At 63.9% G+C, this 16,062-nt stretch carries 17 protein-coding genes; 12 read left to right on the top strand and 5 right to left on the bottom strand.

Going from position 1 to position 16,062, the window contains the following annotated elements:
• Positions 1-15 precede the first annotated feature (15 nt).
• Together AYJ54_RS08105 and AYJ54_RS08100 are read left to right on the top strand one after the other, a co-directional pair.
• Positions 16-546, top strand: coding sequence for an RNA polymerase sigma factor (locus AYJ54_RS08105; protein WP_063698157.1), 531 nt, complete (start codon positions 16-18; stop codon positions 544-546).
• On the top strand, positions 543-1,316 hold the full coding sequence (locus AYJ54_RS08100) for an anti-sigma factor family protein (protein WP_063698156.1): 774 nt from the start codon (positions 543-545) through the stop codon (positions 1,314-1,316). Before AYJ54_RS08105 ends, AYJ54_RS08100 begins: the two co-directional genes overlap by 4 nt.
• Positions 1,317-1,319: 3 nt before the next feature.
• Here the strand turns inward: AYJ54_RS08100 and AYJ54_RS08095 are convergent, their stop codons facing one another.
• Positions 1,320-2,543, bottom strand: a complete 1,224-nt coding sequence (locus AYJ54_RS08095) for a polyhydroxyalkanoate depolymerase (protein ID WP_136623532.1) — start codon at positions 2,541-2,543, stop codon at positions 1,320-1,322.
• Positions 2,544-2,708: 165 nt separating this feature from the next.
• Between AYJ54_RS08095 and AYJ54_RS08090 the strand changes: the two genes are divergently transcribed.
• Positions 2,709-3,365 (top strand): glutathione S-transferase family protein, encoded by a 657-nt coding sequence (locus AYJ54_RS08090; protein WP_063698155.1) that lies wholly within the window; start codon positions 2,709-2,711, stop codon positions 3,363-3,365.
• A gap of 291 nt (positions 3,366-3,656) precedes the next feature.
• Here the strand turns inward: AYJ54_RS08090 and AYJ54_RS08085 are convergent, their stop codons facing one another.
• The gene (locus AYJ54_RS08085; RefSeq protein ID WP_063698154.1) at positions 3,657-3,875 is read right to left on the bottom strand and encodes a hypothetical protein; all 219 of its coding nucleotides are present in this window, start codon (positions 3,873-3,875) and stop codon (positions 3,657-3,659) included.
• 184 nt (positions 3,876-4,059) lie between these two features.
• Between AYJ54_RS08085 and AYJ54_RS08080 the strand changes: the two genes are divergently transcribed.
• Positions 4,060-4,449 (top strand): hypothetical protein, encoded by a 390-nt coding sequence (locus AYJ54_RS08080; protein ID WP_063698153.1) that lies wholly within the window; start codon positions 4,060-4,062, stop codon positions 4,447-4,449.
• A gap of 17 nt (positions 4,450-4,466) precedes the next feature.
• Here the strand turns inward: AYJ54_RS08080 and AYJ54_RS08075 are convergent, their stop codons facing one another.
• Complete coding sequence (locus AYJ54_RS08075) at positions 4,467-5,570, bottom strand: mandelate racemase/muconate lactonizing enzyme family protein (RefSeq protein WP_063698152.1); 1,104 nt, start codon at positions 5,568-5,570, stop codon at positions 4,467-4,469.
• Positions 5,571-5,753: 183 nt separating this feature from the next.
• On the opposite strand from AYJ54_RS08075, the gene AYJ54_RS08070 reads away from it, so the two are divergent.
• The 5 genes from AYJ54_RS08070 to AYJ54_RS08050 all read left to right on the top strand — a co-directional run bounded on the left by AYJ54_RS08070 (position 5,754) and on the right by AYJ54_RS08050 (position 10,746).
• Positions 5,754-6,599, top strand: coding sequence for an AraC family transcriptional regulator (locus tag AYJ54_RS08070; protein ID WP_063698151.1), 846 nt, complete (start codon positions 5,754-5,756; stop codon positions 6,597-6,599).
• A gap of 139 nt (positions 6,600-6,738) precedes the next feature.
• Positions 6,739-7,665: an SMP-30/gluconolactonase/LRE family protein gene (locus tag AYJ54_RS08065; protein WP_063698150.1), complete on the top strand. Its 927-nt coding sequence runs from the start codon at positions 6,739-6,741 to the stop codon at positions 7,663-7,665.
• A 185-nt stretch (positions 7,666-7,850) separates the two neighbouring features.
• Positions 7,851-8,444: a GNAT family N-acetyltransferase gene (locus AYJ54_RS08060; protein ID WP_063698149.1), complete on the top strand. Its 594-nt coding sequence runs from the start codon at positions 7,851-7,853 to the stop codon at positions 8,442-8,444.
• 246 nt (positions 8,445-8,690) lie between these two features.
• The gene (locus tag AYJ54_RS08055; RefSeq protein WP_063698148.1) at positions 8,691-10,337 is read left to right on the top strand and encodes a GMC family oxidoreductase; all 1,647 of its coding nucleotides are present in this window, start codon (positions 8,691-8,693) and stop codon (positions 10,335-10,337) included.
• 124 nt (positions 10,338-10,461) lie between these two features.
• Positions 10,462-10,746: a hypothetical protein gene (locus tag AYJ54_RS08050; protein WP_063698147.1), complete on the top strand. Its 285-nt coding sequence runs from the start codon at positions 10,462-10,464 to the stop codon at positions 10,744-10,746.
• Between the two features lie 1,125 nt (positions 10,747-11,871).
• Here AYJ54_RS08050 and AYJ54_RS08045 read toward each other — a convergent pair.
• Positions 11,872-12,714: an AAA family ATPase gene (locus AYJ54_RS08045; protein WP_063698146.1), complete on the bottom strand. Its 843-nt coding sequence runs from the start codon at positions 12,712-12,714 to the stop codon at positions 11,872-11,874.
• Between the two features lie 96 nt (positions 12,715-12,810).
• Positions 12,811-13,056 (bottom strand): GlsB/YeaQ/YmgE family stress response membrane protein, encoded by a 246-nt coding sequence (locus AYJ54_RS08040; RefSeq protein WP_063698145.1) that lies wholly within the window; start codon positions 13,054-13,056, stop codon positions 12,811-12,813.
• 285 nt (positions 13,057-13,341) lie between these two features.
• Here AYJ54_RS08040 and AYJ54_RS08035 point away from each other — a divergent pair, with 285 nt between their 5' ends.
• From AYJ54_RS08035 to sseA, 3 genes are all read left to right on the top strand, one after another.
• A complete protein-coding gene (locus AYJ54_RS08035; RefSeq protein ID WP_063698144.1) occupies positions 13,342-14,517 on the top strand; it encodes a vWA domain-containing protein in 1,176 nt (391 codons plus the stop codon).
• A 220-nt stretch (positions 14,518-14,737) separates the two neighbouring features.
• Positions 14,738-15,151, top strand: coding sequence for a rhodanese-like domain-containing protein (locus AYJ54_RS08030; RefSeq protein ID WP_063698143.1), 414 nt, complete (start codon positions 14,738-14,740; stop codon positions 15,149-15,151).
• 139 nt (positions 15,152-15,290) lie between these two features.
• Positions 15,291-16,062, top strand: a 772-nt coding sequence (sseA, locus tag AYJ54_RS08025) for a 3-mercaptopyruvate sulfurtransferase (protein WP_063698298.1), incomplete at its 3' end; no start/stop codon positions are given.

The raw sequence follows: 16,062 nt of genomic DNA, 5'->3' as shown, positions 1-16,062 counted from the left end.
CAGGCGGAGCGCACGATGCAGGACATGCTGGTTCAGGTCGAGCCGCTGATCCCGGCGCTTCGCCGCTACGCACGCTCGCTCGTCCGCGATCGTGCAACCGCCGACGATCTGGTCCAGGATTGCCTGGAACGCGCGGTCAGCCACTGGCACCAGCGGCGGGATGGCAGCGTCCGCGCGTGGCTATTCACGATACTGCATAACCTCGCCATCAGTCAGTTTCGCCAATCGGCGGCGCGCGGCAGCCACGTTCCGATCGATGAGAGCAATGAGGACGATTTCAGCGAGGCCGCCGCTCAGGACCAGAAGCTGATGTACCGGGATGTTCTGAACAAGCTCGCGAGACTCCCCAAGGATCAGCAGGCGGTGCTGCTGCTCGTGGGCGTCGAGGACCTGTCCTACGCGGATGCCGCGAAAGTGCTCGGCGTTCCCGTGGGTACGGTGATGTCGCGGCTGTCCCGCGCGCGCGAACGGCTGCAGCAGGAGCTTGAAGGTCCCTCGAACGGCGAGGCAAGCAATATCGTGTCAATCCGGAGCGCAAGAGAATGAGCCATCGTCCGATCACGGAAGATGATCTCCATGGCTATGTAGATCGGGTCCTCGAGCCGGAGCGGCAGGCACAGGTCGCCGCTTATCTGAATGATCATCCGGAGGTTGCCAAGCGCGTGGCCGCGTTCACCGATCAGCGCGAGGGGTTGCGCGCGGCGCTCGCGCCTATCGCCGAGGAGCCGTTGCCGGCGGAGCTAAATTTGAAGCGCATCATCGAGCAGCGGGCTCGACGCCCTTCCTTCGTCCGCTGGGCCGCGGCGGCGCTGGTGCTGTTGAGCATCGGCGGCATTGGCGGCTGGTCCATGCGTGGTGCGCTGCAGGGTTCGCCGGGCGGACTGGCTGCGCTCGGTCAGGAAGCGGCGGCTTCCTATAGCGTTTACGCACCGGATCGCGTCCGGCCCGTCGAGGTTCGCGCTTCCGACAGCGCCGAGCTCGTGCAATGGGTCTCCGACCGGCTGCACCGGCCGGTGAAGGCGCCGGATCTGACCACGTCAGGCTATCGGTTGATGGGAGGGCGCATTGTCGCCAGCTCGCACGGTCCGGCCGCCATGTTCATGTATGACGACGACCACGGCAGCCGGATCGTCGTGCTGATCCGGGCGATGAGCAGCGCGGATCAGAACGCGCCCATGACGCCTCAATCGCAGGGCGACGTCGGAGGCTTTGCTTGGGCCGACGACGGACTGGGGTACAGTCTGATGGGCCGTGCCGCTCCTGAATCGTTGAGGCCTATTGCGGACGAGGTTCGCAGACAGTCCCGTCCGATCTGAACGTCACGAATTGACGTGCACGAAATCCCGTAAGAGCGGATAGATCTCGTTGTTCCAGCGCTTTCCGGAGAACACGCCGTAATGGCCGACGCCGGCCTGCATGTGATGGACGCGGCGATAGGCGCGCACGCCGGTGCAGAGGTCTTGCGCAGCAAGCGTCTGGCCGATCGAGCAGATGTCATCCTTCTCGCCCTCGACCGTCATCAGCCCCATGCGGCTGATCGCCGTGGGGTTCACCATGCGTCCGCGATGCATCAGTCTGCCCTGCGGCAGGAGATGCTCCTGGAACACATCACGCACGGTCTCGATGTAGAACTCGGCCGGTAGATCCATCACCGCGAAATATTCGTCGTAGAACGTCTTGATCGTCGCGGCCTTGTCCTTCTCGCCCTTGGCGATGTGGTTGGCGAGATCGAGATGCTGCTTGATGTGGCGCTCGAGATTCATCGAGACGAAGGCGGTGAGCTGCACAAAGCCCGGATAGACTTTCCGGAACGCGCCGCGGCACTGCATCGGCACGTAGTTGATCAGGTTGCGCTCGAACCAGGTGATCGGCTTGCTCTTGGCGAACTCGTTCACCTTCGTCGGCTGCACCCGCGTGTCGATCGGTCCTGCCATCAGCGTCAGCGTCGCGGGGCGCGAGGGGTGATTGTCCTCGCACATGATCGCGGCGGCCGCGAGCGCCGAGACCGACGGCTGGCAGATCGCGACCATGTGCGGGCGCGGACCGAGCTGTCCGAGGAAGTCTATGAGATGCTCGGTGTAGTCGTCGAGACCGAAGCGGCCGTCGCTGCGCGGAATGTCGCGCGGATTGTGCCAGTCGGTGATGTACACGTCGTGATCCTGGAGCAGTGTCTTCACGGTGCCGCGCAAGAGCGTGGAGAAATGACCGGACATCGGCGCCACCAGCAGCATGCGCGGCTGCTCGGGCACGTCTTCCTTCCTGAAATGCAGCAGCGAGCCGAACGGCGTGGCGTAGGCGATCTCCTCGGTGACGGCGACTTCGCGATTGCCCACCGTCACGCGGTCGATGCCATAGGCCGGGCGGTGATAGGTGAGGGTGGAGCGCGAGATCAGCTCGAGCGCCGCGGCCAGCCGGCCGACGATCTGGTCCGACATGCCCTGCGGAACCAGGTTCAGATATTTGAGCGCAGAAGAGGCCCCCGCCCGCCATGGCTCGGTCAGGTCCATGTGGTTCTGAAAGGCCTGATAAAACATCGACATCATACTGAGGTGCCCACCTGTCCCGTGCTGCTATGCAATATCGACGCCAGATCCGGGGCAGGCCGCCCTCAAAACTGGCACGTTGCTTGCTGCTGATTGCACGGAGAGCACAAGCAATGGGCACCCGCGGGACGGCGTGGCGGTCTCGTTAAGCGAGGGAAGGGCCATATGGCGAAGGCGACACTGACGATCAGCAGCAAGAACTACTCGTCCTGGTCGCTGCGTGGCTGGCTGCTGGCGAAGTTCTCCGGGCTCGATTTCGAGGAGATCGTCACTGCGCCCGACGACCCTTCCGCGCGCGCCGAAATTCTCCTGCTGTCGTCGTCGATCCTTGTGCCGTGTCTGCGGCACGAGGACGCCACCATCTGGGATACGCTGGCGATCGCCGAATATCTCAACGAGATCATGCCGGACGCCGGGCTACTGCCGGCCGACCGCATCCAGCGCGCGCATTGCCGCTCGATCTGCGGTGAAATCCATTCCGGCTTCACGACGCTGCGTGCCTCGCTGCCGGTCAATCTCAAGGGGCATTTTCCCGGCTTCAAGATCTGGTCGCGGGCGCAGGCCGACATCGACCGGGTCTGGTTCATCTGGCGCGACTGCCTGGAGAAGTCGGGCGGCCCCTTCCTGTTCGGCGAAAAGCGCACCATGGCCGATGCGATGTACGCCCCCGTGGTGACGCGCTTCATGACCTATGACGTCAAGCTCGAGCCACGGCTGAAGGCCTATGCCGACACCATCATGGCCATGGACGAGATGCAGGAATGGATCGCCGCAGCCCGGGAGGAGCCGGCCGAGATCGAGGAGCTCGAGGTCGAATATTAGGCAGGCCTCGCGCGGCCCTGCCTGTTTTGAGAGCGGCGCGCCGGCCTGCGGCCACCGTCCGCCATCGACGGCTGTGCAATTGAAGCAGTTAACTTTTGTACGCCGGATGCCGGCTGTGCCCGCGCGCGCGTCTCGCAGATATGGTACGCGCGCGCAGGGATCTAGCGACATCTAGCCGTGAACAGGTGCGTACGGAACCTCTCGGCTGATTCGGACGTGATTCGTTCGGGCCGCGTTCCGGAGGTTAAAGCGGCGTGCGGCGCCGTTGCATTTTGAGACAGATGCGGGCCGTCAGGCGGTCTGCTTCACGCGCGGCAGGCGCCAGCCGATGACGGTTGCTTCGAGCGCGATGCCGGCCTCGTCGTTCTGCCAGCGGCCTCCGACGTAGCGGCATGCGAACGGGAGCTGGTACGTTCCGCTGTGATCCTCGCACAGCACCTCGACCGGCATGCCAGGCGGTGGTTCTCCGGCGCCATTGAATTCCGCCAAACGTCTTTCGCGCGTTGCCATTCAAAAAGTCTCCCCTAAAGAAAGCCGCGGAGAGAGGGCCCACATCTCGCCGCGCGCAGATCATCGCTCCCCGTCCGAGGGAGCACGCCAAGCTCAACGCGAGAATGCGGTACCAGTGTGGTAGCCTCAGCGGCGTGGGCGCGTTCTGCGCACATTGCCGTGATCAATTTGATAGGGAACCCGCATGTCGTGCAGGAGTGCTGCCATTTGTTTCGCAATGTTGCTGCTCGCAACATTGGCGCCGGCACAGGTCCGCGCGCAGGACGTGCCCGGCATCGAGATCTGCACGGTCGAGAAGACCATGGAGCGGCGCACGAGCTGCCTGCAGAGCAACGTCGACTTTCTCCAGAAGACGATCACCAAGCTCAATCTCGATCATCAGCAGAAGCTCGATGCGGCCAACCGGCAGATCGACGCGCTGAAGACCACCGTTGCCGGATTGCAGAAAACGCTCGGCGATCTCCAGGCCGCGCAGGCGAAGATGGCGGAGGATGTGATCAAGAAGCAGGATGCGCCTCCTGCGAAGGACGCGCAGCCGGTGGCCAAGGAAGGAAATAAGGACGCGACGAAATAAGGGCGCCGGCTCGGCGATCACGTGACGCGATATCGCTCCATCACGCCACGATCGGGCTCGTAACCGAGCCCCGGACCGGTCGGCACCACGACATGGCCGGTGGCATCGACATCGGCGCGACCTCCCCAGAGGCAGGCGTCGCGCTTCAGGTAGAACATCTCGACGAGCCCGTCGTCGCGCAGCGCCAGGAGATGCAGCGTCGCCAGAAGCCCCGGACCGAAATACGGGGAATGCGGGACAATCTTGACGCCGAGCTCATCGGCCACCGCCGCGACTTTCAGAAATTCCGTGATGCCGCCGACCTTGATCACCGATGGCTGGGCGTGGCTCACCGCGCCCGCCGTCATCATCTGGCGGAATTGATATTCGGTGCAGGCATTTTCGCCTGCGGCGATGGCGAGCCCGCCCTTGCTGCGCACCTCGGCGAGCGTGGTAAAGTCCTCCGGCGGCCAGACCGGCTCCTCCAGGAACATCGGTTGCGCGTCCCGACATGCCTTCGCGAACGCGATCGCCTGTTCGCCGGTGAGCGGGCAGTTCATGTCGACCATCAGCGGAACGCCCGGGCCGATCGCCTCGCGCGCGGCAAAGACTGCCGGCGTCGTGGTTTCGTGCAGCTTGATGGCGCCATAGCCGAGCGCGAGCGCCTTCCTGCATTCGGCGGCGATGTTGTCGGGCGAGCCGATCCGCAACAGGCTCGCATAAGCGGGAATGGCCGTGCGCCTGACCTCTCCGAGCAGGCGATGCACCGGCACCCCCTTGATCTTCGCAGCAAGGTCCCACAATGCGATGTCGAGCCCGGAGATCGCGAACATGGTGATGCCGTAGCGACCGAACAGATGCAGGTTGCGCTGGATCTGCTCCATGACCGCGGGAATGCCGGCCGCATCAGGAACTTTCAGCCCGCGCGCCTGCGGCGCGATCATCTCCTCGACGGCGCTGCGCGTGGTGCGGGGACAGACATAGGCGAAGGCATCGCCCCAGCCGGTCAGCCCGGCGTCGGTCGTGACCTCGACGACCACCATGTCGAGGGCGGTGATCGCGGAGGCGCCTTGGCGAAAGCTGGCGACACCGGCGTCATAGGGAATGCGGATATGGTGCGCCCGCACATCGGTGATCTCCATGACGCGGTTCCTCCTGCTTTCTCGTGAGCGGTTCTAGGGAAGGTCTTGAGTGTAGACATGAACAGGCGGACGTTGCCAGTGGCTGTTACGGCGCTATCCTCTTGCAGAACAGCAACGCCGATCAAGCGAAGCGGGCGGTAATCCGCGCATCATGGCCACGCTTCGAACGAGGGCCAAAGCACCGTGAACCCAGCCCAGCGTGCGCTCTGGTACATCGAGAGCCATCTTGCCGAGCCGATGACGCTCGACGAGATCGCTGCGGTCGGCGGTGTGTCGCGGTTCCACTTGGTGCGCGCGTTTGCCGCAGCCACCGGACTTCCGGTGATGCGCTACGTGCGCGCGCGGCGGCTGACGGAGGCTGCGCGTCTGCTTGCGAAAGGCGCACCCGATATCCTGTCGCTGGCGCTGGAGGCGGACTACGGCTCGCACGAAGCATTCACCCGCGCGTTCCGCGACCATTTCGGCATCACGCCCGAAGCGGTGAGGGCGGCAACGTGCGTCAAGGACCTCAAGCTTCAGGAGCCGATCCTCATGGATTCCACCCTGCTCGACAATCTTGCACCGCCCCGCTTCGAGACTGCAAAGGCCTTCCTCGTCGCCGGCCCCGCCGAGCGCATCGCGTGCGACAACGGCGCAATCATCCCGAGCCTTTGGCACCGCTTCCACCAGGAGGTTGCCGACATTCCTGCCCGCATCGGCCAGGGAAAATATCAAGTCGCCTACGGCGTCTGCTGCAATGGTGATGATGCCGGCAATTTCGACTACATCGCCGGCGTCGAGGTCGCCGATTTCTCCGACCTGCCGCGACGCTTCGGTCGCATTCGCATTCCCGAGCAGCGCTATGCGGTCTTCACCCACGCCGAGCACGTCGCCTCGGTCCGCCGCACCGTCAACACCATCTGGAATCAATGGCTGCCGGCGTCTGGCCTGAAAGCCGCTGACGCGCCGAACTTCGAGCGCTATGATGAGAGGTTCGATCCCGCAACCGGCAATGGTGGTTTCGAGATCTGGGTGCCGGTGAAGGAATAGGCTTCCGCAACGCTGGCATACCTGCCCGCTTGCTTGGCAAGCCTTGGCGACTTTGTCATAACCGCAGGCAAATCTTGCCTGCGGGGCCCGTGCCGGACATCCCGTGCAAGCCATAACAAGCAGCCGGGAGGGTCCCAAAATGTCCAACGTCCGCGTTCTCGCCACCGACCTTGAATTTCCCGAAGGGCCGGTCGTGATGCCGGACGGCTCGGTCGTGCTGGTGGAAATCCGCGGCCAGCGCCTGACGCGCATCTATCCCGACGGCAGCAAGGAGATCGTCGCCAAGATTCCGGGCGGCCCGAACGGCGCAGCCCTCGGGCCCGACGGCAAGATCTACATCTGCAACAATGGCGGCTTCTCCTGGATCCCGACCCGCACCACGATCATGCCAGGCCCGCAGCCGGACGATTATCTCGGCGGCTCGATCCAGCGCGTCGACCTGCAATCCGGCAAGGTCGAGACCGTCGTCACCAAGTGCGGCGAGCACGATCTGCGTGGGCCGAACGATCTCGTCTTCGACAAACAGGGCGGCCTGTGGTTCTCCGATCTGGGAAAACGCCGCGCCCGCGAGATGGACGTCGGCGGCATGTATTATCTCAAGCCCGGCATGAAGGAGATCGTCGAGGTCGTGCACGGCGTGCTGCCGGCGAACGGCATCGGGCTCTCGCCGGATGAAAACACCGTCTACATCGCGGAGACGCCGACGGGGCGGCTCTGGGCCTACGAGCTCTCCGCGCCCGGCACGCTCAAGCCGCGCGACGTGATCTACCGCGGCGAGCGCGGCAAGCCGATCTGCGGCCTCGGCGGCTACCAGATGTTCGACTCGCTCGCGGTGGAGGCGAACGGCAATGTCTGTGTCGCGACCCTCGTCTCCGGCTGCATCTCGGTGATCGCGCCTGATGGCACCCTGGTCGAGCAGGTCCCGACCGGCGACCGCGTCACCACCAACATCGCCTTCGGCGGCGCCGAGCTGAAGACCGCCTACATCACGCTGTCGGGCAAGGGCGAACTGATCGCCATGGACTGGCCGCGCGGCGGATTGCCGTTGAACTTTTTGAACAAGTGAATGTACAAGATGTGCCGATACATTCCTTCGTCATTCCACATTGCGCACTCGCGCAATGGGGATGCGTGCGTGAGCACGCAGGCCCGGAATCCATTGGGCCGCAGAGTTTGCGGTTGAATGGATTCCGGGCTCGACGCTTCGCGTCGCCCCGGAATGACCGGTGATTTTTCCTGGAGTAGACATCCATGCCCTGGCCCGATCCCACCACCCTGCGCGGACAGCACGCCCGTCTCGAGCCGTTGTCGCATCAGCATCGCGAGGGGCTGGTGGAGGCCGTGAAGGACGGCGAGCTCTCAAACCTCTGGTACACCGCGATTCCTCTGCCGGAGAACATGGGCAAGGAGATCGACCGTCGTCTCGGTCTTCAGGCCGCCGGCTCCATGCTGCCCTTCACCGTGTTCGACGCTGCCGGCAAGATCGTCGGCATGACGACCTACATGAATATCGATGCCGCCAACCGCCGCGTCGAGATCGGCTCGACCTGGTATGCGAAGAGCGCGCAGCGCGGGCCGCTCAACACGCAATGCAAGCTGCTGCTGCTCCGGCATGCCTTCGAGACGCTGAACTGCATTGCGGTCGAGTTCCGCACGCATTTCTTCAACCACCAGAGCCGCCGCGCGATCGAACGTTTGGGTGCGAAGCAGGACGGCATCTTGCGCAGCCACCAGATTGCGCCCAACGGCACGCTGCGCGACACCGTGGTTTACAGCATCACGGCCGCGGAATGGCCGACGGTGCAGGCGCATTTGAACTATCAACTCAACGACAAGCCGCGCTAGCAAGAATGCGTTGCAGTCAGACAGAGTTTGCCGCGATTTCGATCACCTCTCCCAGAGGGAGAGGTCGGCGCGGAGCGCCGGGTGAGGGGAGCTGCCTCTCGTGGGACCTGAGTCCCCTCACCCGATTTGCTCTTGACGATGCTGCGCATCGCAAGGCGCAAATCGACCTCTCCCCGATGGGGAGAGGTGATCGCGAGCGCGGCAACAGTTCAGCCAATTCAATTGAGCGTTAAGGCGGCCGAGAACATGGATAGATTTGATTATGTCATCGTCGGCGCGGGTTCGGCCGGCTGCGTGCTCACGAGCCGGCTCAGCGAAGACCCCAACACCAGCGTCTGCGTGCTCGAGGCTGGGCCAAGCGACTGGCACCCCTACATCCATCTGCCGGCGGGCTTCATCAAAACCTTCCATATGAAGAGCATCAACTGGGCCTATCAGCAGGAGCCGGGGCCCTGGACCGGCGGGCGCAGCATCTATGCGCCGCGCGGCAAGACGCTCGGCGGCTCGTCCTCGATCAACGGCCACATCTACAACCGCGGCCAGCGGATGGATTTCGACATCTGGGCGCAGATGGGCAATCGCGGCTGGGGTTACGCCGACGTGCTGCCTTACTTCAAGCGCCTGGAGAAGCGGGTCGGCGAGGGCGAGGCGCTCTATCGCGGCCGCGAGGGCAACCTCACCGTCACGACGATGGACTGGCGCGATCCGCTCTGCGAAGCCTTCATGGAAGGCGCCGTCTCGCTCGGCATTCCCCGCAATCCCGACTACAACGGCAAGACGCAGGAAGGCGTCTCCTACTGCCAGCGTACCATCAACAACGGCCTGCGCGTGTCCGGTTCGACGGCGTTCCTCAAGCCCGCGATGAAGCGACCGAACGTGCATGTACATACGCACGCGCACGCGACCGAGATCATCTTCGAGGGCAAGCGCGCGGTCGGCGTGCGCTACATGAAGGGCGGCCGCGGCGGTACGCCGGTCGAGGTGCGCGCCAACAAGGAAGTGATCCTCTCCGGCGGCACCTATAATTCGCCGCAGCTGCTTCAGCTCTCCGGCGTCGGCTCGCCGGACTTGTTGCAGGCCCACGGCATCAAGGTGCGTCATGCGCTACCGGTCGGCGAAGGCCTGCAGGACCACTACGCGCCGCGCACCGTTGCGCGCGTGAAGGACATCAAGACCATCAACGAGCTCCGCCGCGGCTTGTCGCTCTGGGTCGAGGCGCTGAAATGGGCCACCACGCGCCGCGGCCTGCTCTCGCTGTCGCCGACCATGGTCTATTGCTTCTGGCATTCCGGCGAGAGCGCGGAAAGCTCCGACCTTCAGCTCACCTTCACGCCCGCATCCTACAAGGAGGGCGTGCAGGGCCAGCTCGAAGACGAGCCCGGCATGACGGTCGCCTCCTGGCAGCAGCGCCCCGAAAGCCGCGGCTATGTCCGCATTCGCTCCAGCGATCCCTTCGCGCCGCCGATCATCCAGACCAACTATCTCGACGCCGAGCTCGACCGCCGCGTCATCGTCGGCGGCATGAAGCTCGCGCGGCGCCTTTTGAAGTCCGCGCCGCTCTCGCCCTACTACGCCTACGAGGATTTCCCCGGTCCCAACGTCAACACCGACGACGAATTTTTGCACGCCGCCACCGAGCGCGGCACCACCACCTTCCACCCCGGCTGCACCTGCCGCATGGGCCCGGCGGATTCCACCTGGGCCGTGGTCGACGACCAGCTCCGCGTTCACGGCCTCGAAGGCCTGCGCGTCATCGATGCCTCCGTCATGCCGCGCATGATCTCGGCGAATTTGAATGCATCGACCATGATGATCGCCGACCGCGCCTCGGACCTGATCCGCGGCAAGCAGCCGATGGAAGCGGCACGCATCCCGGACGCTGCAGTGGCGTGAGGATGGATGATCTTCGTTGGGTGGGTTAGCGAAGCGTAACCCACCGCTTCTCTTGATGCGGAAACCAAAGAGGTGGGTTACGCCTTCCGCTAACCCACCCTACGATTCTTGCTACAAGTTGAACATGGAATCGATGCAAACGCCCCCAGCCGACGGTGAGCAGCAATCCATCGGCCAACTCGCCATCTGCGCCCTCGTCTTTCTCTGCACCGCAATCCCGATTGCCTTGCTGCTGCGCGCGGGGTGGCGGGATTGGACCCTGTTTGCCGGTGTCTGGACGGCAATGTATTTCATGGGTGGAGCGAGATGGTTCCCCTGGAGCACGCCACTTCGGAAGGCGATTTCGATCGGCGTGTTCGTCGGGACGGCGCTGCCGACCATTGAGTGGGTGTCGAGCTTGAAGCATTGAGGGTGCTTCGCGGAGTTGCGGCGTTGCCGCACTAGCAGTCCCGTAGCCCGGATGGAGCGCAGCGCAATCCGGGGTGATTGCATCGGTCTGCACGCCATTCCCCGGATTTCGCTTCGCTCCATCCGGGCTACGAGTTGCGGCTGCATATGAAGTGTCCCGTCGGGCAAAACACCCCATCGCCCCGTCAATCCCGCCCCACAAAAATATTCCACTTTACCGAAATTCGGAATTGCGGCATAATTCGAAACAGCCCGGCCCGGGGAAGAGGGGCGGTTCGCCTGTCGTTCGAAAACGTGGGCCGGGTTGCGGTGGACGCGGCAGCGTCGGGCGCGAGAAGTGCGGGCAGGGCGGATTGCTCTCCGTGAGCCCGAGGCTTCGTGCCGACGAGCGGCGCTGAGGGTTCGTCTCGCCAACATTCTTCCGGCAACGTCGACAAGGCCGGGAGACAATGCGGCGAACAAGCGGACGTGCGTACGGCAAAACCGTGTGGTCCTGGCCGTCGTTGCTACGGTCAAGCTGTTGCGGAGGCGGCATTCGCGTCAACCGGCGCGGTGTCCGCGACTTTCGCGAGAGCGAGGGAGGCCAGAAGGAACTCGGCTCCCGGGAGAGCACGGCATAAGCCGTCAAACCACTGCGCAGGGAAGGCCGTGTGTTGGGCTTCACCTGTATGCCGCTGTGCAATCTTTTTGCGCTATCTGCGCACAGCGGACCGTGGGTGCCAGCCGGCACCCGGCCTTCCCTGCGCCCTCTGCTTGGAGAGGGTGCGGAATTGCAGCAAAGCTCGGGCGAGATGAGCCGCGAGGATGCGGATGTATGTCTGCGATCGGAGTTGCGGGTTGGAGGACGGCGGCGATGCCGCTTGCTCTGTCATTGCGAGCGTAGCGAAGCAATCCAGAGTCTTGCCGCGGAGGGATTCTGGATTGCTTCGCTGCGCTCGCAATGACGAGGTGGAGGCAGGTGCCAACCACACACTCGTTGTCATCGCCCGGCTTGACCGGGCGATCCAGTATTCCAGAGGCGGTTGTGATTGAATCGAGAGGCCGCGGCGTACTGGATGCCCCGCCTTCGCGGGGCATGACGCCGTTGGTTAGGGCGGCGGCGGTGTGCCGACGTGCGAGAGCTCGCCTACACTTCCCTTCGGCTCAAGAACGCCAGCCGCTCGAACAGATGCACGTCCTGCTCGTTCTTGAGCAGCGCGCCGTGCAGCGGCGGGATCAGCTTGCGCGGGTCGCGCTCGCGGAGCTGCTCGACGCTCATGTCTTCGTTGAGCAGCAGCTTCAGCCAGTCGAGCAGCTCGGAGGTCGAGGGCTTCTTCTTCAGGCCGGGCACCTCGCGCACCTCGAAGAAGATGCGCAGCGCTTCTTCGACGAGGCGCTTTTTGATGCCGGGGAAGTGGACGTCGACGATCCGGCCCATCGTGTCGGCATCGGGGAACTTGATGTAGTGGAAGAAGCAGCGGCGCAGGAAAGCGTCCGGCAGCTCCTTCTCGTTGTTGGAGGTGATCATCATGATCGGGCGCTGCTTCGCCTTGATCGTCTCGCCGGTCTCGTAGACATGGAATTCCATGCGGTCGAGCTCGAGCAGCAGGTCGTTCGGAAACTCGATGTCGGCCTTGTCGATCTCGTCGATCAAGAGCACGGGGCGTTGCTCGGCGGTGAAGGCTTCCCACAGCTTGCCGCGCTTGATGTAGTTCTTGATGTCGGACACTCTGCTATCGCCGAGCTGGCTGTCGCGCAGGCGCGACACCGCATCGTATTCGTAGAGGCCCTGCTGCGCCTTGGTGGTGGACTTGATGTGCCAGGTCAGCAGTGGCGCGTTCAGTGCCTTCGCCACTTCCTCGGCCAGCACCGTCTTGCCGGTGCCCGGCTCGCCCTTCACCAGGAGCGGGCGCTCCAGCACGATCGCGGCATTGACAGCGACCTTGAGATCATCGGTCGCAACATAGTCCTTGGTGCCGGTAAATTTCATTGCGCGTCCTTGTTGGTCGTCGGCGCGAGGCGCTGGCCTCGTCCCGACAAAAGGAACGGCCGCTCGAAGCGGCCGTTCCCAGGTTCGGTCAAGCTTTCAGACCCGTTTTATCAGCGAAAGGATGACGAGCACAATCACCGCGCCGATCGTGGCATCCACGATGGCGCCGAGCGTGCCGATGGCAAGCTCGATATGCAGTTGGGGCAGCACCCAGCTCGCGACCAGCGCGCCGATGATGCCGACCACGATGTTGCCGATGAGGCCAAATCCCGCCCCGTGGACAATTTTCCCGGCGAGCCAGCCGGCGATCGCGCCGATGATCAGCGCTGCGATGATTCCCATGACAAAGATCCCCAAAACCAAGCCTCAAGCGGCCCAATTCTAGAGCAAAAAGCCTCCCGGTCCATGTTGAATTGTTCCGCGCACGAACTCGGTTCACCTCTCCTCGATGGGGAGAGGTCGATTTGCCCCTGGCGATGCGAAGCATCGTCCAGCGCAAATCGGGTGAGGGGGCTCAGGTCCCACGAGAGAGCGAAACCCCTCACCCGGCGCTGCGCGCCGACCTCTCCCTCCGGGAGAGGTGGGCCGCCCCTTGACGGAAGCCACCCGACGGGCAATCTGTCACTCATGTTCCTGCAATTCTTCACCTCATTGCGCGATGCGCAGGTCCCCGTGACGCTGCGCGAATACCTCACGCTGATGGAGGCGCTCGACGCCGACCTCGCGGACTACACGGTCGAGAACTTCTATTACCTGTCGCGCTCGGCGCTGGTGAAGGACGAGCGCAACCTCGACAAGTTCGACCGCGTCTTCGGCACGGTGTTCAAGGGGCTCGAAAGCCTGCTCGACGCCATGGAGAAGGCGGAGATCCCCGAGGAGTGGCTGAAGAAGCTCGCGGAGAAATACCTCACCGAGGAAGAGAAGAAGCAGATCGAGGCCATGGGCTGGGATAAGCTCATGGAGACCTTGAAGAAGCGCCTCGAGGAGCAGAAGGGCCGCCACCAGGGCGGCAGCAAGTGGATCGGCACCGCCGGCACCTCGTCGTTCGGCGCCTATGGCTACAATCCGGAAGGCGTCCGCATCGGCCAGGAGAAGAACCGCAACAACCGAGCCGTGAAGGTGTGGGACAAGCGCGAATTCAAGGATCTCGACGGCAATGTCGAGCTCGGCATTCGCAACATCAAAGTGGCGCTGCGCCGCCTGCGCAAGTTTGCCCGCACCGGCGCGCCCGACGAGCTCGATCTCGACAACACGATCCGCGAGACCGCCAATCACGGCTATCTCGACGTCGTCATGCGGCCAGAGCGGCGCAATGCGGTCAAGCTGCTGGTGTTCTTCGATATCGGCGGCTCGATGGATTCGCATATCGAGCAGGTCGAGGAGCTGTTCTCGGCGGCGAAGAGCGAGTTCAAGCACATGGAGTATTTCTACTTCCACAATTGCCTCTATGAAGGCGTGTGGAAGCAGAACAAGCGCCGCTTCACCGACCGCACGCCGACCTGGGACGTGCTGCACAAATACCCGCACGACTACAAGGTCGTGTTCGTCGGCGACGCCTCGATGTCGCCTTACGAGATCATGGTGCCGGGCGGCTCGGTCGAGCATGTCAACGAGGAGCCGGGCTCGGTCTGGCTGGAGCGCATCATCCGCACCTATCCGCATGCGGTGTGGCTCAATCCGGTGCAGCAGAAGCACTGGGACTATTCGGAATCGACCACCATCATCCGCCGTATCTTCGCCAACCGCATGTTCCCGATCACCATCGAGGGTCTGGAAGGTGCGATGAAGGAGTTGACGCACTGATGTATCATTAGTCTGGCTCGATCGGCGACGGGACTGCGCTCCCTCCCCCGCTTGCGGGGGAGGGGGGAGAGGGTCTCTCCACAAGCGACGCTCCCCAAGAGGAGAGAGCCCTCACCCGCCGCGCTCTTCGAGCGCGTCGACCTCTCCCGCAGGCGGGAGAGGTAACCTCCGCCTCCAGCAGATCGCCTGCGAATGGCGGCGTAACAAGAGGGAGAAGCACATGCCCCAGACCATCACCCGCGGCATCAAGGCACTGATCGACGAGGCCAATGCCGAGATCGAGACGCTGTCCGCCAAGGACGCCATCGAGATCTCCAAGAACGGCGACGTCGTCATCGTCGACATCCGCGACCCCCGAGAGATCGAGCGCGACGGCCGTATCCCCGGCGCGTTCGCCTGCACGCGCGGCATGCTTGAATTCTGGATCGATCCGCTGAGCCCTTATGCAAAGCCGATCTTCCAGGAGGACAAGAAGTTCGTCTTCCACTGCGCCGGCGGCTTGCGCTCCGTGCTCGCCGCCAAGACCGCGCAGGACATGGGCCTCAAGCCTGTCGCCCACATCGCCGGCGGCTACGCCGCCTGGCGCGACGCCGGCGGTCCGACGGAGAAGTGGGAGCCGAAGAAGAAGGGGTGAGGGGCGCTTTCGCTCTCTCATCCGTCATTCCGGGGCGCCACGAAGTCGCGAGCCCGGAATCCATTCACCCACTAACACTGCCACACGATGGATTCCGGGTTCGTGCTGCGCACGCCCCGGAATGACAAGGAAATAGCGAATGACCACAGCCGACCCCCTCGTCTCCACCGAATGGCTTGCCGACCACATCAACGACGCCAACGTGAAGGTGCTCGACGCTACCTTCAAGCTGCCGGGTGTGCTGCCGCTGCCGAAGGACGACTACCTCGCCGCGCATCTGCCGGGCGCGGTGTTCTTCGACGTCGACGCGGTGTCGGACCATTCCAATCCGCTGCCGCACATGTTTCCGAGCGCCGAGCAGTTCGGCAGCGACGTCGGTAATCTCGGCATCTCCAATGCCGATACCGTCGTCATCTACGATGCCGGCGGCTGGGTCGCAGCGCCGCGTGCGTGGTGGATGTTCCTGTCCTATGGCCACGGCAATGTGCGCATCCTCAATGGCGGGCTGAAGAAGTGGCGCGCCGAGGGGCGTGCCGTGGAGAGCGGCGACGTGAAGCCGAAACCCGCAACGTTCAAGGCGAGCTATGATCCGAAGCGCGTGCGTAGCATGGAGCAGCTGGTCGCCAACGTCGAAAGCCGTGCCGAGCAGGTGATCGACGCGCGTCCGGCGGAGCGCTTCGAGGGCCGCGCGGCAGAGCCGCGGCCGGGCATCCGCTCGGGTCACATTCCCGGCGCACGCAACGTACCCTACGCCGGCCTGTTCGACGCTGCGACCGGCGAGATGAAGCCGCTTGACGAGCTGCGCAAGGCCTTCACCGGCGCCGGCGTCAAGCTCGACACACCGATCGTGACGAGTTGCGGATCCGGCGTGTCGGCCGTCGTGCTGACGCTCGCGCTCTACCGGCTCGGGG

The sequence above is a fragment of the Bradyrhizobium centrolobii genome, from assembly GCF_001641635.1.
In the GTDB taxonomy this organism is placed as follows: Bacteria; Pseudomonadota; Alphaproteobacteria; order Rhizobiales; family Xanthobacteraceae; genus Bradyrhizobium; species Bradyrhizobium centrolobii.
Note: the sequence above shows the minus strand (reverse complement) of the source record. Positions and strands in the feature narration are given on the sequence as shown.